Here is a 22,018-nt window from a genome sequence, read left to right on the forward strand (position 1 = left end):
CTGCAAGGATGTCCAACATGTCTTCAGCCATTAACGCCGCGCCGGGAGAGTCGAAAGCCCGCACCGTGTTTCGCGCGGTCAGCGGCAACTTTCTGGAAATGTACGACTTCATGGTGTACGGCTATTACGCCGCCGCCATCGCCAGCACGTTCTTTCCCGCCGGCAACGAATTCGCATCGCTGATGCTCGCGCTCTCCGTGTTCGGCGCGGGCTTCCTGATGCGCCCGCTCGGCGCCATCGTGCTCGGCGCGTACATGGACCGCCATGGCCGCCGCAAGGGCCTGATTCTCTCGCTCTGGCTGATGGCCGTGGGCACCATGTGCGTGGCCTTCGTGCCCGGCTACGCCACCATCGGCCTGGCCGCGCCGGTCATCATCCTGATCGGGCGTTTGCTGCAAGGCTTCTCGGCCGGTGCGGAACTTGGCGGCGTGTCCGTCTACCTCGCGGAAATCTCCACCAAGGGCAACCGCGGCTTCTACTGCTCGTGGCAGTCGGGCAGCCAGCAGGTGGCGGTGGTGTTCGCCGCCGCGCTCGGCGTGGCGCTGAACGCCATGCTGCCCGCGCCCGAAATGAAGGAGTGGGGCTGGCGCGTGCCGTTCGTGGTCGGCTGCATGATCGTGCCGTTCCTGTTCTATATCCGCCGCACGCTGCGCGAATCCGATGAATTCACCGCGCGCCGTCATCACCCGAGCCTCGGCGAGATCACGCGCGCCATCGCCAGCAACTGGGGCATCGTGCTCGCGGGCATGGGCCTCGTGATCATGACGACGACCTCGTTCTACCTGATCACCGCCTATACGCCCACCTTCGGCAAGGTCGAGTTGCACCTCTCGTCGTACGACGCGCTGCTCGTGACCGTGTGCGTGGGCGTCTCGAACTTCATCTGGCTGCCGATCTCCGGCGCCGTGTCCGACCGCATCGGCCGCGCGCCCGTGCTGATCGCCTGCACCGTGCTCGCCGTGCTCAGCGCGTACCCGGTCATGCGCTGGCTCGTGGCCGCGCCCTCCTTCTCGACGCTGCTGATCGTGGAACTGTGGCTTTCGACGCTCTATGCGTGGTACAACGGTGCCATGGTCGTCGCGCTGACCGAGCTGATGCCGGTGCATGTGCGCACCACGGGTTTCTCGATGGCGTATAGCCTCGCAACGCTCGTGGGCGGCTTCACGCCGGCGATCGCCACGTGGCTCATTCACGTCACCGGCGACAAGGCCGCGCCGGGCGCATGGCTGAGCATCGCCGCCGTCTGCGGCCTGGTGGCGACCCTGTACCTGTACCGCACGCGCATCGCTCGCGAACAGTACAAGACCGCCTGATCAATAGCGCATCGCGCAGGGCCGGCCGACTGGACTGGAAAACGGCATGAAACTGCTGCTCGTCGAAGACAACGAACAACTCGCGCATTGGCTCATCCGCACCTTGACCGATGACGGTTTCGTGCTCGACCACGTAGGCGACGGCGACGCGGCCGAAGACGCGCTGCGCGCCTCGCCCTACGACGTGGTGCTGCTCGATCTCAATCTGCCGCGCATGTCGGGCAAGACGTTGTTGCGCCGCATGCGCTCGCGCGGCGACGCCACGCCCGTGCTGATTCTCACGGCCACGGGCGCCATCGACGAAAAAGTCGTGTGTCTCGGCGCTGGTGCCGACGACTACATTGTCAAGCCCTTCGACGCGCGCGAACTCGTGGCCCGCGTGAAAGTGCTCGCGCGCCGCCAGGCGCCCTCGCGCACGAACCGCGTGCGCTGCGGCAACCTGCTCTATGACATGGACACGCTGCGCTTTTACGTGGACGACGAGTCGCTCACGCTCACGCCGCGCGAGCATACCGTGCTGGAAACGCTGATCCTGCGCGCGAAAAAAACCGTGTCGAAGGCCGCGCTCGCGGAATCCGTGAGCGATGCCGACGTCCCCACCAGCGAAGACGCCATCGAGATCTATGTCTCGCGGCTGCGCAAGAAACTTGAAAAGAGCACGGCGACCATCATCACGCTGCGAGGGCTGGGCTACCTGCTCGAAGATGCCGAAGCCGAAGAATAAGGCGACCAACAGCCTGCGCGTACGCCTGCTGCTCTGGCTCGTGCTGCCGATGACAGTATTCATCGCGGCGGCCGGGCTGATCACCCGAGGCAACGCGTGGCACACGGCAAACCTGCTTCAGGACGATGCGCTGCTCTCGGCTGCGCGCGTGATGGCCGGCGACGTTGGTTGGCAAGGCAACGACCTGATTGCCTCGATCTCGCCGAGCGCCATCGAAATCCTGCGCACGCCGCACCGCGACCAGGTGTTTTTTCGCGTGCAGGAAATCGGCGGGCCCATCATTGCGGGCACCTCCGACTTTCCGCAACACATACCCGAAACCTCCCCGCAGTGGTACGACGCCGAGGTCGGCGGCGCGCCCATTCGCGCGGTCTCGCTGATCCGCGAAATGTACGACGCGGGCGCAACGCGCCGCGTGATTGTCTCGGTGGGACGCACGCTGAACGAGCGCGATGCGATGGTCGCCGCGCTCTGGCGACCGCAGATCTTCTATTTTGCCGCCATCGTCACGGTGGCCGTCGTGCTCGTGTGCGTCGCGCTCACGCTCGAACTGCGCCCGCTCACGCGGCTCGCGCGCGGGCTGCCGCAACGGGTGCGCACGTCTTCCGTGCGCATCGACGTCGGTCCGCTGAGGAGCGAGCTGCGCCCCATCGTGAGCGCTTTCAATGAATGCCTCGACATCATCGAGCGGCAGACCGCGATGCAACGGCGCTTTGTCGCCGATGCCGCGCACCAGCTGCGCACACCGCTCACGCTGCTCGGCACGCAGCTGCAATACGCGCGCCGGCAGCAGGACCCCGCGCTGCTTCACGAAACGCTCAAGGCGATGCACCAGAGCAACCGCTCGCTCGTGGGGCTCACCAATCAGTTGCTGACGCTCGCACAAGCCGAGGCGGCGGACTACACGCAATTCGAAGGCGTTAGCGTGAACATGCGCGCCGTGACCACCGGCGTGATCGAGCAGCTTGCGCTGCTCGCGCAGCGCAAGCGCGTGGAACTCGTGGCCACACTCGCGCAGCACGCCGAAGTCATGGGTAACGAACAGTTGCTTTCAGTGCTGGTGTTCAATCTCGTCGATAACGCCATTCGCTACTCGCCCGAAGGCGGTGCGGTCATGGTGACGCTCGCGGTGGCGTCGGGTTTCGTCACCTTGAGCGTCGCGGATGAAGGCGAAGGGATTGCGCAGGAATTGCGCGACAAGGTTTTCGAGCCTTTCTTCCGAGCCTCCACGAAACCCGGCAGCGGCCTTGGGCTTGCGATCGTGCGCGAGATCGCGCGTGCGCATCGGGCCGACGTGCGGCTGGAAAACGGCGCGGACGGGCGCGGAACCCTCGCGGTCGTGCAGTTCACGCCGGGCTGATGCGCGTGCACGGGTAGCATCGCTGCGCGCCAGTGTGCTCAGCTCGCGTCGGCTGCCGGACGCTCCGCATACGCATAGGCCGCGCCCGCGTGCTGATGCAGCCAGCGAATCATGTCCGAGTGCCGCACCACGCCAAGCAGGCGCCGTGCATCGTCGAAAACCGGCACCTCATAGCACGAGTGATCCGCGAAGATCGACGCAAGATGGGCCAGCGGCGTGGCGCGGTGCACCGCTTGAACCCCCGATGCCATGACGGCTTCGACCGTCTCCTCTACCTGCAGGGTCGTGCGCCGCAGCGCGCGCCATAACCTGCGCGCGAATCCCTCCGGACGCCCATGCGCCAGATCGTGATGCGTTACCGTGCCCACGAGCCGATGGGCGTCGTCCACGACCGGCAATGCATGGACGCCATGGCGGCGCAGTGTCTCCAAAGCGGCAAGCCTGCCCATCGTGAGCGGCACGGCATGGTCCGCGCTCGTCATGAATTCCTCGCAGGTGAGCTCGTCGAACGACAGGCGCTGCGGGTCGGCAAACGCGCTGGCCTCCTGCGCGGCCGGCGCCGGCGTCCCCACGGTGCTCGCCGGCGCATTTGCGGGAGCCGTCGCACGCCAGACGGCGCGCGGATACCGGTGGCCTGTAAGCGCGTGATAGACCAGCGCGGCGCTCAGCAAGGCAATCGACTGAAACAGAATGGGCGTGACCACGAAGCGAAAGCCTAGCGCATGCACGGCCGGACCGCCGAGCACGGCGGTCAGCGCAACAGCGCCTGACGGCGGATGCACGCAGCGGCACAGAAACATCGCGCTGATGGCAAGCGCAACGGCCACGGCGGCAGAAAGAACCGGGGGCGCGATCCATTGAGCGCAGGCCACGCCGACGAGCGCCGAGACGAGGTTGCCTCCCACGATGGACCACGGCTGCGCAAGCGGGCTTTCGCAAGCACCGAACAGCAATACCGCCGAGGCTCCCATGGGCGCGACCAGCATCGGAATATCGCCCGCGCTGCCGAACAGCAAATGCGTCGCGATCCCCGTGAATGCGATGCCGAGTAATGCGCCTCCGGCGCGGCGCACCCGCTCGCGCCACTCGGGCGCGCCAGGATGCGGAATGAAGTTCGTCAGCCAGTCGTTGAGTGCGATGCGAGGCATGGGCGTCGGTGCGTCTGGGGTGGGCTCCACGCCGCGCGAGCCCTTGCGGCAAGTCTCGCGCGGCGCCTCAGGCGAATTGCTTGGGTTGAGGTTACCGAGACGCTCCGAATAACAACAATTGAGAATTTTTCGCTTATATATAATTCATTCTGTATGCATGTTTATTGGCATGCTCCCGGTGAATGCTTATGCGCGGGGCATTTCCAGTCTCTGGGTTTTATTTCGCATTCCTGCTTTTCCAGAAAGGCCGCGAACTGCGACAGCGTCACTCCTGCGGCCAGACGCGCTCGATCGGTGTCATCGCGAGGTCACGTAATGAAGCCATCGTTTCGGTTACACCTACCCTGCAACACTTGCCTCGCACCAAGCCATGACGAAAAAGAACACCCCCGACGCATCCTCCGCCGAAGCTGCCGCCAACGTCTCGCGACGCGGATTCCTCAAGCTCGCCGGCGCATCCGGTTTCGCGAGCGCCGCCGGCGCCGCGGCCACGCTCGCTGGCGTTGCGAAAGCCAATGCCGCCACGCCCGACGGCACGCCCGAGCAGATCCACCTCACCTGGGGCGCGGACCCGGCAAGTGAAGTCGTGGTGTCGTGGGCCTCGCTCGCGGCCGCCACGCATCCGCGCGTGACGTATGCCACGGACCGTGGCCGCCGCGAAGTCGTGAACGCGGTCCAGCGCACCTACACGGACGGCCTCACGGGCGTCGTCGTGTTCACCTATCACGCGCGCCTCTCCGGCCTGCACGCGGGCACAACCTATCGCTACGAAGTCACCGCCGATAACGACAGCCATGCCGGCAGCCCGTTTGCCGCGAGCTTCACCACCGCGCCGCGCGGACGCCAGCCGTTTCGCTTCACGAGCTATGGCGACCTCGCCACGCCCAACACAGGCTGGGTGCTCTCGTCGCCGCAAAGCCGCTTCGCGGTGGAGGCCGTCGAACGCTTTCAACCGCTCTTTCACCTGCTCAACGGCGACCTCTGTTACGCGAACCTGAACCCCGCGCACCAGACCGAGGTATGGCGCGACTTCGCGAACAACAACCAGAGTTCGTCGTCGAACCGTCCGTGGATGCCCTGCCCCGGCAATCATGAAATCGAGTTCCACAACGGTCCGCAAGGGCTCGAATCGTATCTCACGCGCTACACGCTGCCCGAGAACGGCACGCGCTTTCCGGGCCGTTGGTACAGCTTCCGCGTGAGCAACGTATTGTTTGTCTCGCTCGACGCCGACGATGTGGTGTACCAGGACGCCGCCGCGTTCGTGGCCGGCCCTGCGCCGCTCGTGCCCGCGGCAAGCACGGGCAATCCGCCTATCGCAGCGGGCTCGTCGTTTTATGTGCGCGGCTACAGCAACGGCGAGCAGACGCGCTGGCTCGAAAAAACGCTGCGCCACGCCTCGCACGACGACGACATCGACTGGATCGTCGTGCAGATGCATCAGGACGCGCTCAGTTCGTCGAAGACGGGCAACGGCTCGGACAAGGGCATCCGCGAGGCCTGGCTGCCGCTCTTCGACCGCTATGGCGTGGACCTCGTGGTGTGCGGCCACGACCACGACTACGAGCGCAGCTATCCGGTACGCGGCTGCAATCATCATGCGGGCGTGGATGCCGCGACGGGCACGCCCGTCGACACGCTGCAACCCAAGCCCGCGACGAACGCGCAAGCGGGTGCCAACACGTTCGACACGAGCCACGGCACGATCCACCTGATACTCGGCGGCGGCGGCACGAGCGCGCCGCTCGACGTCTACGGCGTGGATGCCGGCAACGGCAATCCGCAGGCGAAGGTGTTCACGAAGCCCAACCGGCCCGTGCCGGGCGCGACGCCGGGGACATGGGTACGCGCGGGCGCTGACGCGCTCGAAGATGCCATCTGGTCCGCGCAGCGCGATACGGATACCGGTTATGGGATCGCCGTATTCGACGTGGACCCGGGCGAGCACGGCGGCAAGACCACCATCACGATGAACTACTATCACGCGCCGGGCGCCGACCAGACGCCCACGCCGAACTACGAGCTCTTCGAGACGGTCACGCTGGCCAAGTCGCGCAAGTGATCGCCTAGGTCCGGCGATGAATGGCGGCGGCGCTCAGGCAAGTCCCGGCAGCGCCGCCTGCAATACATCCACGTGTTTGGGCACGAGGCCGAGATCGAGGAAGGTATCGGCGATCTTCTGCTGCTCGCCGATCATGGTCTTCGTGATCTGCACCGTGCCGAACGCCGTGCGATCGACCGCACGCGCGACCACGGGCGTGGGCAGCCCCCAAAGCTTCGCGAGTTCGGCCGCGTACGCCGCGCGATTGTTCTTGCCCCATTCGTCCGTTTTGGCGACCTCGTCGATCAGCACACGGATCACGTCCGGGTTATCGCGCGCGTAATTGCGCGAGGAAAAGTAAAAACCACGATTGACCACCACGTCGGTCGCATCGGCGAGCACGCGCGCACCGAAGCTCGCCTGCGCCGACGCAAAGAACGGGTCCCAGATGACCCAGGCGTCGATGGAGCCATGCTCGAAAGCCGCGCGCGCATCGGGCGGCGCGAGGAAGACGGGATTCACGTCGCGATAATCGAGCCCATGTTTGCGCAGCAGTTGCACGAGGAAATAGTGGACGTTGCTGCCCCGGTTGAACGCGACACGCTTGCCTTTGAGATCGGCAACCTCCCGCAGCGGCGAGTCGTGCGGCACGAGCACCGCCTCCGATTGCGGGCGCGGCGGCGTAGCCGCTACGTACACGAGCGGCGCGCCCGCGGCCTGCGCGAAGATGGGCGGCGCCTCGCCCACGTCGCCGAAATCGATCGAACCGACGTTGAGTGCCTCCAGTTGCACAGGGCCCGCATTGAACTCCGTCCACGTGACCTTGACGCCCAGCGGCGCTAGACGCTGCTCGAGCGTGCCTCGGCCTTTCAGGATGCTCAGCGCGCCCTTTTGGTTGCCGATGCGCAGGGTGCGTGCGGCGTTCGCCCCAAAGGCCCGGGGCGTGCTCAGGGCGGGCAGCGCGGCAGCAGCCGCACCCAGCGAAAGTTTGAGAAATGCGCGGCGTGTGCTCATGGGATATGTATTGACGGTCGTAAGAGAAAGTTCGACCGATTCTACGAAGCGCCCAGCCAAATCAGAACGATGGAGTTTTCCGATTCAAATCAGCTACAGGACTAAGGGCGCGGGGCGACATTGCCCGTTTGATGCAAAGCAATTTACAAGACCCGTCCAGCCGCTAGGCTTGCGGCCAGCATCTATGATGCATCGCGGAGTGCGCTTCCGGCACCCGAGTTCTCTCCGACGAACTGTTCCATCCACCCGCACATGAAAAAACCTCTCCTTGCCGGGCTGGCACTGGTTGCTGCGCTCTGTGCTGGCAACGCCGCCGCGCAAACCACGCAAACGCCCTCTGCCACGCCAACGCCATCGATTGATCAGGCCGATGGCTTTCTGAATGTTTGCCAAAAGCCCGAGAATCTCGACGCCTGCGTCATGTATCTCTCGGGCTATACGAACGGCGCGCTGGTCCAGACCCTGATCGACAAGCAGCCGCAGCGCTATTGCGTCCCGCCCAATGTTGGACGCAAGGAACAACTTGGCGCAATCCTGGTTTGGATGAAAGGACACCTTCAGTACATTCTCGAACCCACGGGCGCGGTCATTTACAAGGCGCTGATGGGTACGTTCCCCTGTCGTTAGCCGCCTTCGTGCCCGGGCGCGGTTAAAGGCCTAATGGATATCGACTCGTATTTCCACATTTCATTAATTTAGTCAACCTAACTATCATCTCGGTGCCGGACTGCGCCCCGGCACACACGCTAACCTGCCGATACCACGGCGGTCGATCAGGTAGCGCCCGATGGTGGATTCGTCGCATCGAAGATATGTATGCAGATTGAACAGGACGGCACTGTCGCGTAAGCGAATCACGCTTGCCGCGCGCGCTGACGCCTTGCTACGCCTGCCGTGCAGCCTTTGGTGGCGTTCCCGGGAACCGCGCGCCACGCCAGTGCCAGATCTGTTTTGGTGCGACAGGTACACGCTTGCTTCCGCGTCTGCGACCTGAAATCCCACAAACGGTTACCTTTGTGTTGCGAGTGCGGCAAAACCTCTGCTCCGTTCAACCACGACACCGGGAAGCGCGACCGCCAGGAATGTGCGGCTTGACTTTGTTAATCCTCTACATTCATAGGATTACGAATTAATTGACGCGTCGGCTTTTGCGAGTCTGCTCGCGGGCACATCACCCACGGCTCGTCGCAGTGCTACGTCTCATTGGCGGCAAAAGGTTCACATAATGGGCCACGATGCCTCATCTGAACCCCACCCGGAACACACTCGCGCCGCGCACACCGCACACCTCAGCGAAAGAGCGAGCATGCTGCAACCCGGTGCCAACTGTCCCGCGCGCCTCACGGTATGCACGGACCCGGCCGCGCGGCGCCGACGTCGAGCTTCGTGGCGATGCCTGAGCATTCAGCACCTCGCACGCGAGGGCGCCCCGGCCTACCACCCAGTTCACCAGGGTCATCCCTCACATCTCACATTCCTCACGCCAACTATGTGAAGAGGAGTAAGGTTCCTTTCCCCGCACGTGCTGTAGCGGCGGTTCACTCGTGGTTGTCAGTTTTTTGATTCGGTAGCGCGCGGCGGCATTCGGAACCGCGGATCACAGGTTCGGGCTGAGCGGCGATCGCGACTACGGACCAAGGTTCCCTGCAAAGCAGGTTGCAGTGCACCTTGAGGCGTCGACTGGACATCTATCGGAAACGCAGTCGAGGTTCTCCCATATTTGGTGACCTCAGGTAGGTAACACGATATGGGAGGTGGGGACCTTTGGTAGCACTTTCGGGACCTGGTGTCTGGGTTGAGACGTAAAAACTGGCGGAACAGACAGATTCTGGTTTTCCGAACGCTAGGTGTCTCATGGTGCGACGAGCTTCTCAGGCGTAAATCGATCCCATAATCAGCTACCTTCAGTGATGAAGTCTCCCCATATTGCGACACCATAAGCGCAGCGATTGTTTTGAATCAATGGGTTAGGAGACATATCTAAAGGGTATTCTTAAATTTCGGCTCATAGGTCTCAAGTTTTGGGAGCTATTCAGGTGTCCCTCTGCTGGAAGGTCACCGGATTTGGGACGATATAGGTTGGTAACCACTTACATTTCCATAGGGTCCCGGTTTTGGGAAACGTCTCTCTTATCGGACGCGAGTTTCAGTGTTTACTATTACGCTTTAGAACCTTTAGTAAACCTTTAGGCAGCGCAAAGCCTTATCTGGTAAGGCTTTGCGGCCGATTTGGTTGCAACTTATGGGGAGCTGGGTACTGGCTATGGGATTCCGGGGTTGTGGATATGGGGGTTCGGTAGCCTTGGATGGGGATTGGGGTCTGTGGATATGGGGAAAAGGTTGCCCCGGATGGGAAAAATTGCCGGAAGTGGCTGAGGTTACCATTTATGGGAGCGTGAGAAGGTACCCATCCGTGGGACCTGGCCACATGGGCTGGCCTGTCTGTTTGTCCTTTCGGTTGCCGTGAAAGTCCCCAGTTATGGGAAAAACTTAAGGTAACCAGTTCTGGGAACCTACGCCAGGGCGGTCAGAATGTGATTGTCGAGGAATTGAGAGGTCGTGCCGCTGGGACTTGCGGTGCAGTCACAGGGCCAATAACAGGTAGCGGTTTATGGGAGGAGTCAAAGGTAGCCAGCTATGGTGCCGAACGCATGGAGGCCTTTCCAGGACGACTTGGGCCCCGGCTGCTTTAGGTCCTCATTTATGGGGTAACCAACAGGTCACCTCCTGTGGGAGATTTTTCGGATGCTGCTTGCCGGAATGCCATGGTGGGCCGGTTGCTGCGAGTTCCCATAAGCGGATACCTGTGAATAGCCACATCCGAAGTAAGCACTCACCAGGGGGCTGCAAGGTAGCTGGTTATGGGAGCAAATTGAGAGCGGCACGCCCAAATGGTTACCGGATATGGGATCGCTTTGGGTTGGCTGCAACGCACTTCGATGCTTGTCCTATTACCTGGCGCGGCGACCTCGCGGCATCTGTCAACTTTTCCGACACGTGGTGTCGTGCTCCCGCACAGGTAGGCTCGTGGCCTTGAGTCACCTGGTCGGTTGGTATACAGTTACCAACCGACCAGGTTCCCTTTTAACGTGGATCATATGGCAAGAAAAAAGGCCGATGCCGGCGACGCCGACAAGCAAGGTGCACTCGTATTCCAGCAAGGCCAGCCGCCTGATCTCTTCCGCAAGGCGGTTCCCGCGATTCACATCGCACCGAAATCCGGGTCGATCAGCCTTCAGCAGCGCAAGATGTTCAGCTCGTTGATCAAGAACGCGATCCGCCAGGACTCTCTCGAATCCGGACGTTCTTCGTTCGAGATCACGATTTCCGCCCTCTCGCAGGACGTCGATCTGAACAGCAACAATACAGAGTACGTCAAGGAGACGATTAATTCGCTGATCAGCACGGTCGTCAACTGGGACTATCTCACGCAGGACAAACGCAGCATCTGGAAGGCCTCGGGTTTGCTTGCGGGCGCGGAACTCGAGCGCTCGGTGCTGCGCTACACCTTTTCCGAGCAGATTCGCGGCGAGCTTTTGAATCCCGAAATTTACGCGATGATCGACATGCGGATCACGCGGCAATTCAGGAAAGCGCATTCGCTTGCCCTCTGGGAAAACGTCGTGCGCTACGAAGCCGTCGGGATGACGGCGCGTTTTCCGCTTGCGACACTGCGCGATCTCATTCTTGGCCAGGATACCTCGGCGCAGTCGTACAAGCTCTACAAGCAGTTCAAGAGTCGCGTGCTGGTGCCGTGCATCAAGGAAGTCAACGAGATCTCGGACCACAACTTCGAACTCATCGAGCACAAGGTAGGTCGCTCGGTCGTCGCCCTGCAATTTCGTGTGACCCGCAAACCGGAGACGGATCCATCTCAGGAGCTTCGGGCGAATGAGACCGTACTCGTTGGCGAGATGTCGAAATTCAATGTTCCGGTCTCGGAGGCGCGGCGTCTCTTTAAGCAATACGGCGAGGAAAAGATTCGCACGGCTGTGGCCTATACGGCCGCGCGCGTCGCGCAGAAGAATGCGGCACCGCTCGCCAATGTGGCTGCGTATTTCCGCAAGGCGCTGATGCAGGGTTATCAACTGCCAGGGGCCAATGCTGCAAGCGGCGCGAGTGCCGATTCGCCCAAGGCGCGCGAGAGCCAGGATCAGGTGAAGGATCGTTATATTGCCGCGAAGATTGCCGAAGCGCGGGCCTATTTCAACGAACTCGAGCACGACGATCAGACTGCGCTTATCAAGCGCTATAACGAAACGGTCGGCATGGACAAGCTCAAGGTTTCGATGGTCAAGGTGCCGAGCAAGATGGCCTCGACGAACTTCTTCCGTTGGGTGGTTCTCGATACCTGGGGTCAACCGACTGCCGCTGATTTGCTCGAATTTCTGTTGAGTGGGCAGCAGGCGCCGGCTGCTGCGGATCTTCAAGCCATGGGCGATATCGACCTTACGTTGAAGGCAGGATCCGAGTAACTGTTGTTGGCGTGGGATTATGCAAATTTACCCATTATAAAAACATAAGTAAATTTCACCCCCTCATTTTTCTTATACATCGCGGCGGTGCCAAGCACTCGCTGTTTGGTAATGCCTACGATGTCTTCGCTCTCTCTGTTGCCTGCTGCCCTTGGGTGGTCCCGATCACTCCTTTTTGTCGCGTCCTGATCTCCACGTGGAGATCAGGCAATCGCGTGTGCAAATCGCGCAGGCGGATTGCCAGATTTGCAAATCATAGGAATGTCACTTTCAGCACGCATCGGTTTGCCTGATTTTCGCATGTTATCTGAGCGGCATTGTCCTTTGAAACGAACAGGTTGTTATGAAGATTGTCGGCGTAGCCTTCTCAACTCATCGAGGACGAAGCTCGTAAGGCAACTCTTCTGGCAACTTGCATGACAGTTTGCCTCTGGAGCACTTGCCATCCTGACCCGCTTGGGATCGATATTTCGTCTTTTCAACATTCCAAGAATCTCCACGTGGAGATAAACACCACACCATCGTAATGGCCTGTTGTGGAAGCGAATTCCAATTCGAATGCAGTCGGTGCGGAGGGAAGCACACAGTCTCCACGTGCAGACTGTGGTGTCTAGGCGCAGGCAAATGAACGCTTTCCCGACAGAGCGTCCTTTGAGGTTCTGCCGATGTTCGACTTTGATGGACATCCCCTCGACGCCAAGCTTTGGTTCAAAGCTCATCTCAGCGATTCCGTAAAGTGAAGCAACCCTCGCCCTAGCTTCTTAGAGTCTCCACGTGGAGATCTCACAGCGGCGCCACAGTCACCTGATCGAAAATCTTCGCGTCTCAAGCTAAAAAATCTTCGCTTCGCCGCACCTCTTGTCCGAATGGGCCGTTTGGTTGTGATCTGGCAACGATTCCAGCGCTGAAGCTAGAATTTACTTTAACTTGCCGCTAGACTGCCAACTGACTCGCTGGAGAATCTCCACGTGGAGATTGGCGTGAGCGGCACAAGCGTTGAACATTGCATGGAGAACTGTATGGGACTGGTCATTGCGGTAGCGAACCAAAAGGGCGGGGTGGGCAAAACCACGACCAGCATGAATCTGGCGGGTGCTTTTCGATCCGAAGGCTACAAGGTCTACGTCGCCGATGCCGACGGTCAGCAATCGTGCATGAGTTGGTGCGCGGCTTCCGGTCCAGAAACGCCGCTACCATTTCGCGTCGGTAGCATCAACAAGCTCGACAAGATGATCGGCCCGGAGATCGCCGCACTGGCGAACGACTACGACGTTGTCATTGTCGACTGTCCGCCGAATATCAACGATCTAACCACTGCGCGCGTTCTTGCTGTTGCCGATGCGACCATCATCCCGACCGACGCCTCTCCGATCGACATCTGGAGTAGCGAAGGGATGATGGAGTTGGTCGAACGTACACGAGTGGCCAATCCTGCCGGTAAATTCGCAATTTTGCTGAATAAGGCTAATTCGAAGACGCTCTTGCACACGCAGATGAGCGCGATTCTCGCCGAGAGCAATGTCCATGTGCTTGCTGCCACGGTCAAGCAACGCGAACTGTATCGACAGACGGCGGCGCTTGGAAGAACGGTATTCGACGTAAAGGGCGTGCGTGGCACAAAGGTCGCCAAGGACGAAATCACCGCGGTTTACAACGAAATCATTGCGCTTGTTCAGGAAGAAGAGGAGGCCCTCGATGGCAACTAAGCTCAACTTCACCAGCAAGGTTCGGGCTGGCATGGCCGTTGAGCGCGCGTCCGCGGGCGAGCGCCTTGCCGACGGCGACATCGTGGGTATCGCACAGCGTGACGCGGTGTCTGCCGCGCGGATCGAGGTCGCACCGGTGGAGTCGTCTGCAATCGCGGTTCATGCGGTCACGAGAATTCCGGTCGAGGACGTTGTCTCCAATCCGTACAATCCGCGCGCCTTTTACAGCGCGGAGACAATCGACGAGCTCGCGGAGAGTTTTGCCGCGCAAGGCCAAATCACGCCGATTCTCGTTACACGGCTGCCGGAGTTTCCCGGCAAGTATGTGATTGTCGACGGCGAGCGCCGTATCCGTGCGGCTCGCTCGCGCGGCGACAAGCATATCGATGCCGATGTTCGCGATGGCCTCGACAACCAGAATCTTTATCTGCGCGCCTATCACGCCAACAAGGAGCGAGAGGAGCAGACGGTTTTTGACGACGCACTTGCCTGGAAGAAGTTGCTGGATGATGGCGTCTACGTCGACCAGGTTGAACTGGGTGTCGCGGTTGGGGAAGACCCGAAGCACATCAGCAAGGTGATTTCACTCACGTCGTTACCATCCTATCTTTTGCAGCGCATGGCCCAGCATCGCAAGGACATCGGCCTTGGACATGCTTACAACATCAAGCTGATCTTCGACCGTGCTGGCGTGAGCGTCGCCGAGCACTGGCTCGGGCAGGTCATCGAAGGCAAGGCGAGCGTGCGCAAACTCGAAGCAGCGGCGTCGGCGGAGGCCGGTGCGCGGCGTATCGGGCCGCGCCGCACGCATTATCAATCGCGCGTGCAGTTCAATCGCCCGGATGGCGTGGCGCTCGGCGAACTCAAGCTTTTCGGCGATGGCCGCGCCGAGTTGAGCCTGAAAGGCATTGCTGCGGCAGATCAGCAGCGCTTGGCCGAACGGATGAAGGCTGTGATTGATGAATGGGCTGCCGGGATAGATGCAGTTGAGATGGATACGGCTGAGGCAAGCTGAAAACCGAATGTGTGAATGATGGAGAGGGCAGGGCCGGAAGGGCAGCTGCCCTTTGTTTTTTAAGGACCCGGCAGAGATCGGATAGCCAAATAAACTTGGCTGGGGTCGAAACCGTGAAACACGGCCTGAGAATCACCATGCCGGGCATTCCCCTTTTTAATCAATAAGATATACGCGAATTCCTAGAGTGTTTCACGGCTAGACGTGTTTCATTGAAGGTAAGAAGGCGGCTGTGGCGTCCCCGCCAAGGTCATGATCGCTTCAAAGCTTGAGGCGTATTATTTGAAATGTAATTTGTAGTTATCGAGACATTTCGCCAAAGCGCTTGCTGGATTGACAATTGCCACCGCCTCCGTCATGCTTGTTTAAATGAATTCCCGCCATTGCCCGATTACGCTGATTATTCGCACCATTCATCGAATGGTGGGTTAGCGTGCGTCTGGCAATAGCGACAACAACCCGCCCCACGAGGCGGGTTTTTTGTTTCCGCCTCCTGGCAACAACAGATATCAAGAGACAGCACAGGAGTCGTCATGCAGGTCGAATCGAGCCAAGCCGTAGTCGAAGCCGACACAACCGAGGCCGCTACGGTCAAAAGCACCGCCAGTACCGCGCAGCAAACGGATTATCTTCGTCTGATCCTCACCGCCCGCGTCTACGACGTGGCCCGCGAGACCGAACTGGAGCGCGCGCCGAACCTCTCGGCGCGCCTGCGCAACACCGTCCTGCTCAAGCGCGAGGACAACCAGCCCGTGTTCTCTTTCAAGCTGCGCGGCGCCTACAACAAGATGGCGCACCTCACGCCCGCGCAACTCGAACGCGGCGTGATCACCGCCTCGGCCGGCAATCATGCCCAGGGCGTGGCGCTTTCCGCCGCGCGGCTCGGCGTGAAGGCCGTGATCTGCGTGCCGGTCACCACCCCCCAGGTCAAGGTCGACGCGGTGCGCGCCCACGGCGGTCCCACCGTCGAAGTCGTGCAGGCCGGCGAATCGTATAGCGACGCCTACGCGCACGCCGTGCGCCTGCAGGAAGAACGCGGCCTGACCTTCGTGCATCCGTTCGACGATCCGCATGTGATCGCCGGCCAGGGCACCGTGGCGATGGAGGTGCTCAGCAAGCATCAGGCCCCGATTCACGCGATCTTCGTGCCGATCGGCGGCGGCGGACTTGCGGCGGGCATGGCCGCATATGTAAAGGCGGTGCGCCCCGAGATCCGCGTGATCGGCGTGCAGACGGACGATTCGTGCGCGATGGCGCAGTCGATGAAGGCGGGCAAGCGCGTGGGGCTGAGCGAAGTCGGCCTGTTCTCGGACGGCACGGCGGTCAAGCTCGTGGGCGAGGAAACCTTCCGGCTGTGCCAGCAGTATCTGGACGAAGTGCTCACGGTGGACACCGACGCACTGTGCGCGGCCATCAAGGACGTCTTCCAGGACACGCGCAGCGTGCTGGAGCCGGCGGGCGCGCTGGCCGTGGCGGGTGCGAAGCAGTACGCGGAGCGCGAGGGCGTCACGGGCCAGACGCTGGTGGCGGTGACCTCGGGCGCGAACATGAACTTCGACCGCATGCGCTTCGTGGCCGAGCGCGCGGAGGTGGGCGAGGCGCGCGAGGCGGTGTTCGCGGTGACGATCCCCGAGGAGCGCGGCAGCTTCAAGCGTTTCTGTGAACTCGTGGGCACGCGCAGCGTGACCGAGTTCAACTACCGCATCGACGACGCCGAGCGCGCGCACATCTTCGTGGGCGTGCAGATCCGCAATCGCGGCGAGTCGCAGCAGATCGCGCAGGCCTTCGTCGATCACGATTTCCCGTGCGTGGACCTTACCGGCGACGAGCTCTCGAAGCAGCACATCCGCTACATGGTGGGCGGGCGCTCGCCGCTCGCGCACGACGAGCGGCTGTTCCGCTTCGAGTTCCCGGAGCGTCCGGGCGCGCTGATGCGCTTTCTCTCGTCGATGGCCCCGAACTGGAACATCAGCCTGTTCCACTACCGCAACCAGGGCGCGGATTACAGCTCGATTCTCGTGGGCATTCAGGTGCCGGCGGCCGAAGACGCGGAGTTCCGCCGCTTTCTCGCCACGCTCGGATACCCGCATTGGGAAGAGACGCAGAATCCGGCTTACCGGTTGTTCCTGCAATGATGCGTCTGCAATCATCTGTGCGGTTCGAACAGAGACGCGCACCGAATCCGGTGCGATAAGACTGCTGGAAAACACCAGGCCCGGCGGGAGTGCGCGTCAGTATCCTGAGCCACTGCTACCGGGCGTTGTCGCCTCAGGAAGAATGGGCCCCGCGCGTTGGACTCACCTGGAGAATGACAAACATGTTGCGCACCGCTCTTCGCCGTTTAATAGTTTCTTCCGCGATTGCAATGGGTGCGCTTCCTGCGCTAACAGGCGCGGCCCATGCCGATGCCGCACATCCTGTGGTCGCCTTGTTGCCGGGTACGGCGGATCCCTTCTACTTCACCATGCAACGCGGCGCCGAGCGCGCGGCGAAGGAAACGCGCGTGCAGTTGCTGTTCCAGGTCCCGAAGGCCTGGAACACGACTGAGCAGGTGCCGATTCTAATATGGGCTACTACGCGGTGAAGTTCGCTGCCGACGCGATTCGTGGCAAGAAGGTTCCCGTCTACCAGAGCACCGGCTTCGTGGTGCTCGATAAGTCGAACGTCGACATGCCGGAGATGAAGGTCTACATCTACTCGAACTGATCGCGCAGAACGACCGCGCGCCATGAACGACAAGCGGCTCGATCGCCTCGCGTTCGTCAGCAAGGTCTGGCCGTGGCTGTTCCTCGGCGCGCTGCTCGTATTCTTCGAAGTGTGGGCGCGCATCGCCACGCATCGCTCGTTCATCTTCAACGCCTATAACCTGCAGTCGATCGGTTTCGCGGCCAGCGCGCCACTGCTGCTCGCCATTGGTCAGACCTTCGTAATCGTGACCGCGGGCATCGATCTCTCGGTGGGATTCGTCATGGGTCTCGCCGCCGTGTGCGTTGCGCAGTTCACGATTCCGGGCAGCGGCTCGCTGTGGGTGTTGCTGTTGTCGATTCCGCTCACGATTCTCGTTTGCCTGATTCCGGGCCTCGTCAATGGCATTCATGCACTTCGTGCTCTCGCAAACGAAATTTGGCAAGTACACCTATGCAATCGGCGGCAACCCGCAATCGGCCGCGCGCGCAGGCATCAATGTCCGTCGCCATCTGTTGGCGATCTATCTGATCGCGGCTGCATTCGCCGCGATTGGCGGCATCGTTTATACCGCGCGTTTCGCGGCCGGCGCCGCCAACGCGGGCGAGCCGATTCTGCTCGATTCGATCGCGGCGGTCGTGATCGGCGGCGCGAGCCTGTTTGGCGGCACGGGTACCGTGATTGGCACGTTGATTGGCGCGCTCATCATTGCCGTTTTCGAATTCGGCCTTGTTTTTATCGACGTCAACGCATTCTGGTAGTTCATCGTGGTGGGGATCGTGATCATCGTGTCGGTGCTGATTGACCAGTACAAGGAGCGGCTCGGGAGCGCGCAATGAGCGAAAGGGGCGTGACGCCAGTGCTCGAAGCACGCGACATTTCAATCCGCTTTGGCGGCGTCGAGGCGCTCAAGCGCGTGTCGCTGCACGTAATGTCCGGTGAGATGCTGGCGCTTGCGGGAGATAACGGCGCGGGCAAATCCACGCTCATCAAGATTCTTTCGGGCGTCTACCATGCCGATGCCGGCGAGCTGCGCTTCGATGGCCGCACGATGCAGATGCGCGATCCGCAGGACGCGCGCGCCCAAGGCATCGAAACGATCTATCAGGACCTCGCGCTTGCCGACAATCTCGACGTAGGCAGCAACATTTTTCTTGGCAGCGAACCTACGCGCCGAAAACTGGGGTTTCAGGTGATCGACCGCCCGCGTATGGCGCAAGTAGCGCGGGAAGTGCTGGAACGGCTCGACATCGTGATTCCTCCGCGCAAGCTTGGCGGCCCCGTGAAGATGCTTTCGGGCGGCCAGCGCCAGGCCATTGCCATTGGCCGCGCTATTTACTGGAATGCGCGCGTGCTCATCATGGACGAACCCACGGCTGCGCTCGGCGTGCCGGAGCAGCGCAAGGTGATGGCGCTGATTGGCACGCTCAAGGCGCAGGGCGTGGCGATTGTGCCCATTTCACACGACTTGCACGATATTTTTGCGGTGTCCGACCGCATCGTCGTCCTGCGCAGGGGAGTGGTGGCCGGCGAGCGCGAAACCAGGCATACGAACGGCGATGAAATCGTGCGGCTGATGGTAGACGACACCTACGCGAACGGAGCGCACTGACGCTAGCGGGCACATGGGATGCGACGCGCCCATCGTGGGGCGGATTTCGCGGCACAATGTCGATTCGAGCCTCGCCGATTTCCCGCACTTCAGACACACCGCCATGAATCATCATCCCGATTCCGCCAATATTTCCGGCTGGCACGCCCATATTTATTTCGATGCCAGCACGCGTGACGTCGCTTGGGCGTTGCGCGAAACCATCGCTGCGCAACTAGGCGACGCAGTGGAGATCGGCCGTTTTCACGAACGCCCGGTCGGGCCGCATCCGATGTGGTCGTATCAACTCGCGATCCCGGGCGAACGATTCACCACGGTGTTTGCGTGGCTCGTGCTCAATCACGGCGCACTCGACGTATTCGTGCATCCCAATACCGCCGATGCATTGCGCGATCATCGCGATGCCGCTGTATGGATCGGCCAATCGCATACGCTCAATCTTGCCGCGCTTGGCGGCTGAGCAGCACTTGAATGCTGCGCCGCGCGGTTGTGCGGCGCGTGGCCTGGGTACATCCAACGCGCCGTCACGCGGCAGCGCTCAGTGCTTCGCTCAGTGTCCAAACGACTCCTTCTCCGCGCCCGTCACCGCTTGCGTGTGTGGCCGCGCGGCTTGCTTCACGAGCAATGCCACGCAGGCCACGAGACCGGCCACTGCAATCGTCGCGAAGATCCCCGCGAACGAGAAGTGCCGGCGCGTGAGTTCGGCCACGAGAAATGACCCCGCGATCCCGCCGAAGCGACCTATCCCGAGCATCCATGCAACGCCGGTGCCGCGGCCTTGAGTCGGGTAAAAGGCCGCTGCGAGCGCGGGCATTGACGACTGCGCGGTATTCATGAGCACGCCCGCCGCGAACACGGCCAGCACGAGCGCGCCCACATTGCCCACGGCCTGGCCGATGAGCCACACGGAAAGCGCAGTCAGCGCATAGCATACGGCGATGATGCGGTTCGCGTTGAAGCGGTCCATCAGCACGCCGCACAGCACGGCCCCGATGCCGCCGAGCGGGAACAGCGCCGAGATCAGGGTCGCGCGTGCGGGCGGCAGGCCGGCGTCCTTGAGCAGCAGCGGCATCCAGTTGATCGACGCGTAGAAGATCACGAGCCCCATGAAGTAGGCGATCCACAGCATCACCGAACCGACCGCATAGCGCGGCGAAAGCACCACGCCGAGGCCCTTGCCATCGGCGTGCGGCGCGTTCTCGGTCATGGTGAACGACTGCGCGGATTGCGCATCGGCGGAAATGCGTGCGAGCGCCGCGCGGATACGCTCGGCGGGCCGCTGGTTCGCCACCATGTAACGCACCGATTCAGGCAGTCTCAGCGCAAGCGGAACGGCGAGCACGAGCGGCGTGAGACCGCCGAGCAGGAGTACGCTGCGCCAGCCGAGATGCGGAATCATCCACGCGGCGAGAAAGCCGCCGAGTGCTGCACCCAGCGGAAAACCGCAGAACATCAGATTGATGATCGTTGCGCGACGGGCGTCGGGGCAGTATTCGCCCATCATCGTGACGGCGTTCGGCATGGCGGCGCCCAGACCCACGCCGGTGATGAAGCGCAGCCAGGTCAGGTGTTCGATGCTCGAGGCGAACGCCGAGGCGAGGCAGGCCGCGCCAAACACCAGCACCGCGCCAAGCAGCATGGTGCGGCGGCCCAGTCGATCGGAAAGCGGACCCGAAACGAGCGCGCCGCAGGCGAGGCCGAAGAGCGCGGCGCTCAGTACCGGCGCGAGCGCGGGTTTGGTGAGCCCCCACTCGCCGAGCAGCGAAGGCGCGATGAAACCGATGGCCGCCGTGTCGAATCCGTCGAGCAGGACGATCGCGAAGCACATCAGAAAAATGAACCACTGAAATGGCGAGAACGGATGCTCGTTGATGAACGTCTGGACGTCGACGGCTGAACTGCGGCTCATGAGGTGTCTCCTGGCGTTGCGCGGGCGCGTGTGTGCGTGTACGGGCGGTGCGTCCGGAATGGCTTGCGATTTTTGTGCCGTGAATTCCGCACACGAATCGTACGTCCGTGCGGCATGGACGGATATCGGGGACATTATTGAGGGTGGGGTGCGGCCGTGCGCAGTGGACCGTCTATTGTTGTGAGACGGTCAGCTTCACACGATTCGCGCCGGCGGCTTGCGCGGTGATCTCGGTGCGGCTGCCGCGTTCGCCTAGATAGAAGTGTTGGCGGCCCGGCGAATTCTCGTCGTGGGTAGCGTTGGGCAAACAGGAGGCGATATCGGCGCCTACGCCCTCCAGTGCGTCCGTGCCCGAACCGGCCTGGGCGTCGCGCGTGCTCCACGTACATTGATAGGTGCCTCGATTTGTCGCGCACCGGGCGTCGTCTCCGTATGGCTGGGCAACGGCTCGACCGTCTTCGGGACTCAGGGACGAAAAGTGCTGCGGCGCCGCCGCGACAATGCGCTTGAGTGCGGCACAGGGGCTTGCGCTGTCGTCTGCACGAACGGTAGGCGGGGCAATGAGCGATAGCACGATAGCCAGGGAAATCGCTTGTCTCATGGTCGAATCGCTGCGATTACCGCAGTGCCTCGTGGGAGGATCGATGGACTTACATCGCAAGCGACGTGCCGGAATGCATTTCCCGCTTGCGCATGCGAGGGGAGGCGCGCTAAGATTCGCCCCCTTCGCTAGCCGATGTATGCCAGCGAAGCCCGCCGCGAGAAACGGCGGGGGGGCGGGAAAGTCTTCAGTTTTTAAACGGTGACGTTAAAAAAGATGTTGACGAAACGCCAGAGAGTCTGCATAATCTCGTTTCTCTGCTGCTGACGCAGCAACGCAGAAAGCGCCGGGTGGTTCGAAGTTGTTCCGGTGCCTTGTGCGACGCGATCTTTAAAAATTTACAGCCGATAAGTGTGGGCGCTTGATGGGTTTCGCGACCTGGTGATTCTTTCGGGAATGGCCGGGAGTAGCGAAA

The 22,018-nt window shown here is 61.6% G+C and carries 18 protein-coding genes; 14 read left to right on the forward strand and 4 right to left on the reverse strand.

What is annotated here, in order from left to right:
• Positions 1–17 precede the first annotated feature (17 nt).
• The 3 genes from NH14_RS22185 to NH14_RS22195 are packed head-to-tail and all read left to right on the forward strand — an operon-like array spanning position 18 to position 3,397.
• Positions 18–1,313: an MFS transporter gene (locus NH14_RS22185; protein WP_035528401.1), complete on the forward strand. Its 1,296-nt coding sequence runs from the start codon at positions 18–20 to the stop codon at positions 1,311–1,313.
• A 46-nt stretch (positions 1,314–1,359) separates the two neighbouring features.
• Complete coding sequence (locus NH14_RS22190) at positions 1,360–2,037, forward strand: response regulator transcription factor (protein WP_035528398.1); 678 nt, start codon at positions 1,360–1,362, stop codon at positions 2,035–2,037.
• A complete protein-coding gene (locus NH14_RS22195; protein WP_035528395.1) occupies positions 2,018–3,397 on the forward strand; it encodes a sensor histidine kinase in 1,380 nt (459 codons plus the stop codon). Before NH14_RS22190 ends, NH14_RS22195 begins: the two co-directional genes overlap by 20 nt.
• Positions 3,398–3,435: 38 nt before the next feature.
• Here the strand turns inward: NH14_RS22195 and NH14_RS22200 are convergent, their stop codons facing one another.
• Positions 3,436–4,545, reverse strand: coding sequence for an HPP family protein (locus NH14_RS22200; protein WP_035528392.1), 1,110 nt, complete (start codon positions 4,543–4,545; stop codon positions 3,436–3,438).
• Between the two features lie 370 nt (positions 4,546–4,915).
• Between NH14_RS22200 and NH14_RS22205 the strand changes: the two genes are divergently transcribed.
• Positions 4,916–6,607 carry a purple acid phosphatase family protein gene (locus tag NH14_RS22205; protein WP_035528390.1) on the forward strand — a complete coding sequence of 564 codons (1,692 nt, stop codon included), beginning with the start codon at positions 4,916–4,918 and terminating at the stop codon, positions 6,605–6,607.
• Between the two features lie 33 nt (positions 6,608–6,640).
• Here NH14_RS22205 and NH14_RS22210 read toward each other — a convergent pair whose 3' ends face one another.
• Positions 6,641–7,600: a sulfonate ABC transporter substrate-binding protein gene (locus NH14_RS22210; RefSeq protein WP_035528387.1), complete on the reverse strand. Its 960-nt coding sequence runs from the start codon at positions 7,598–7,600 to the stop codon at positions 6,641–6,643.
• A 252-nt stretch (positions 7,601–7,852) separates the two neighbouring features.
• Here NH14_RS22210 and NH14_RS22215 point away from each other — a divergent pair, with 252 nt between their 5' ends.
• The 10 genes from NH14_RS22215 to NH14_RS22260 all read left to right on the forward strand — a co-directional run bounded on the left by NH14_RS22215 (position 7,853) and on the right by NH14_RS22260 (position 19,553).
• A complete protein-coding gene (locus tag NH14_RS22215; RefSeq protein ID WP_035528384.1) occupies positions 7,853–8,227 on the forward strand; it encodes a Rap1a/Tai family immunity protein in 375 nt (124 codons plus the stop codon).
• Between the two features lie 2,471 nt (positions 8,228–10,698).
• Positions 10,699–12,075 (forward strand): replication initiation protein, encoded by a 1,377-nt coding sequence (locus tag NH14_RS22220; protein WP_084225567.1) that lies wholly within the window; start codon positions 10,699–10,701, stop codon positions 12,073–12,075.
• Between the two features lie 1,019 nt (positions 12,076–13,094).
• Positions 13,095–13,781 (forward strand): ParA family partition ATPase, encoded by a 687-nt coding sequence (parA, locus tag NH14_RS22225; RefSeq protein ID WP_035528383.1) that lies wholly within the window; start codon positions 13,095–13,097, stop codon positions 13,779–13,781.
• Entirely contained in the window at positions 13,771–14,796 is a 1,026-nt protein-coding gene (locus NH14_RS22230) for a ParB/RepB/Spo0J family partition protein (protein ID WP_052148134.1), read from the forward strand. Before parA ends, NH14_RS22230 begins: the two co-directional genes overlap by 11 nt.
• A 533-nt stretch (positions 14,797–15,329) precedes the next feature.
• On the forward strand, positions 15,330–16,931 hold the full coding sequence (gene ilvA / locus NH14_RS22235) for a threonine ammonia-lyase, biosynthetic (protein WP_084225565.1): 1,602 nt from the start codon (positions 15,330–15,332) through the stop codon (positions 16,929–16,931).
• 182 nt (positions 16,932–17,113) lie between these two features.
• Positions 17,114–17,380 (forward strand): sugar ABC transporter substrate-binding protein, encoded by a 267-nt coding sequence (locus NH14_RS22240; RefSeq protein ID WP_152617172.1) that lies wholly within the window; start codon positions 17,114–17,116, stop codon positions 17,378–17,380.
• On the forward strand, positions 17,362–17,502 hold the full coding sequence (locus NH14_RS22245; protein WP_161790851.1) for a hypothetical protein: 141 nt from the start codon (positions 17,362–17,364) through the stop codon (positions 17,500–17,502). Before NH14_RS22240 ends, NH14_RS22245 begins: the two co-directional genes overlap by 19 nt.
• Before the next feature lie 380 nt (positions 17,503–17,882).
• A complete protein-coding gene (locus tag NH14_RS33650) occupies positions 17,883–18,242 on the forward strand; it encodes an ABC transporter permease (protein WP_052148133.1) in 360 nt (119 codons plus the stop codon).
• Positions 18,243–18,316: 74 nt separating this feature from the next.
• Positions 18,317–19,093: an ATP-binding cassette domain-containing protein gene (locus tag NH14_RS22255; RefSeq protein WP_035528375.1), complete on the forward strand. Its 777-nt coding sequence runs from the start codon at positions 18,317–18,319 to the stop codon at positions 19,091–19,093.
• A 103-nt stretch (positions 19,094–19,196) separates the two neighbouring features.
• Positions 19,197–19,553, forward strand: coding sequence for a DOPA 4,5-dioxygenase family protein (locus NH14_RS22260; RefSeq protein ID WP_035528711.1), 357 nt, complete (start codon positions 19,197–19,199; stop codon positions 19,551–19,553).
• A 90-nt stretch (positions 19,554–19,643) separates the two neighbouring features.
• On the opposite strand, the gene NH14_RS22265 is transcribed toward NH14_RS22260, so the two are convergent.
• Entirely contained in the window at positions 19,644–21,002 is a 1,359-nt protein-coding gene (locus tag NH14_RS22265) for an MFS transporter (protein ID WP_035528372.1), read from the reverse strand.
• 172 nt (positions 21,003–21,174) lie between these two features.
• Positions 21,175–21,603: a hypothetical protein gene (locus NH14_RS22270; protein ID WP_035528369.1), complete on the reverse strand. Its 429-nt coding sequence runs from the start codon at positions 21,601–21,603 to the stop codon at positions 21,175–21,177.
• Between the last annotated feature and the right edge of the window lie 415 nt (positions 21,604–22,018).

Origin of the sequence: Paraburkholderia sacchari (assembly GCF_000785435.2) — a bacterium.
Lineage (GTDB): Bacteria > Pseudomonadota > Gammaproteobacteria > Burkholderiales > Burkholderiaceae > Paraburkholderia > Paraburkholderia sacchari.

Coding starts and splice junctions, on each gene's coding strand:
- NH14_RS33650 (WP_052148133.1), top strand. CDS start 17,883: ATGGCATTCATGCACTTCGTGCTCTCGCAAACGAAATTTGGCAAGTAC.
- NH14_RS22220 (WP_084225567.1), top strand. CDS start 10,699: ATGGCAAGAAAAAAGGCCGATGCCGGCGACGCCGACAAGCAAGGTGCA.
- NH14_RS22265 (WP_035528372.1), bottom strand. CDS start 21,002: ATGAGCCGCAGTTCAGCCGTCGACGTCCAGACGTTCATCAACGAGCAT.
- NH14_RS22270 (WP_035528369.1), bottom strand. CDS start 21,603: ATGAGACAAGCGATTTCCCTGGCTATCGTGCTATCGCTCATTGCCCCG.
- NH14_RS22240 (WP_152617172.1), top strand. CDS start 17,114: ATGTTGCGCACCGCTCTTCGCCGTTTAATAGTTTCTTCCGCGATTGCA.
- NH14_RS22245 (WP_161790851.1), top strand. CDS start 17,362: ATGGGCTACTACGCGGTGAAGTTCGCTGCCGACGCGATTCGTGGCAAG.
- NH14_RS22255 (WP_035528375.1), top strand. CDS start 18,317: ATGAGCGAAAGGGGCGTGACGCCAGTGCTCGAAGCACGCGACATTTCA.
- NH14_RS22215 (WP_035528384.1), top strand. CDS start 7,853: ATGAAAAAACCTCTCCTTGCCGGGCTGGCACTGGTTGCTGCGCTCTGT.
- NH14_RS22190 (WP_035528398.1), top strand. CDS start 1,360: ATGAAACTGCTGCTCGTCGAAGACAACGAACAACTCGCGCATTGGCTC.
- NH14_RS22230 (WP_052148134.1), top strand. CDS start 13,771: ATGGCAACTAAGCTCAACTTCACCAGCAAGGTTCGGGCTGGCATGGCC.
- NH14_RS22200 (WP_035528392.1), bottom strand. CDS start 4,545: ATGCCTCGCATCGCACTCAACGACTGGCTGACGAACTTCATTCCGCAT.
- ilvA (WP_084225565.1), top strand. CDS start 15,330: ATGCAGGTCGAATCGAGCCAAGCCGTAGTCGAAGCCGACACAACCGAG.
- NH14_RS22205 (WP_035528390.1), top strand. CDS start 4,916: ATGACGAAAAAGAACACCCCCGACGCATCCTCCGCCGAAGCTGCCGCC.
- NH14_RS22185 (WP_035528401.1), top strand. CDS start 18: ATGTCTTCAGCCATTAACGCCGCGCCGGGAGAGTCGAAAGCCCGCACC.
- NH14_RS22260 (WP_035528711.1), top strand. CDS start 19,197: ATGAATCATCATCCCGATTCCGCCAATATTTCCGGCTGGCACGCCCAT.
- NH14_RS22195 (WP_035528395.1), top strand. CDS start 2,018: ATGCCGAAGCCGAAGAATAAGGCGACCAACAGCCTGCGCGTACGCCTG.
- parA (WP_035528383.1), top strand. CDS start 13,095: ATGGGACTGGTCATTGCGGTAGCGAACCAAAAGGGCGGGGTGGGCAAA.
- NH14_RS22210 (WP_035528387.1), bottom strand. CDS start 7,600: ATGAGCACACGCCGCGCATTTCTCAAACTTTCGCTGGGTGCGGCTGCT.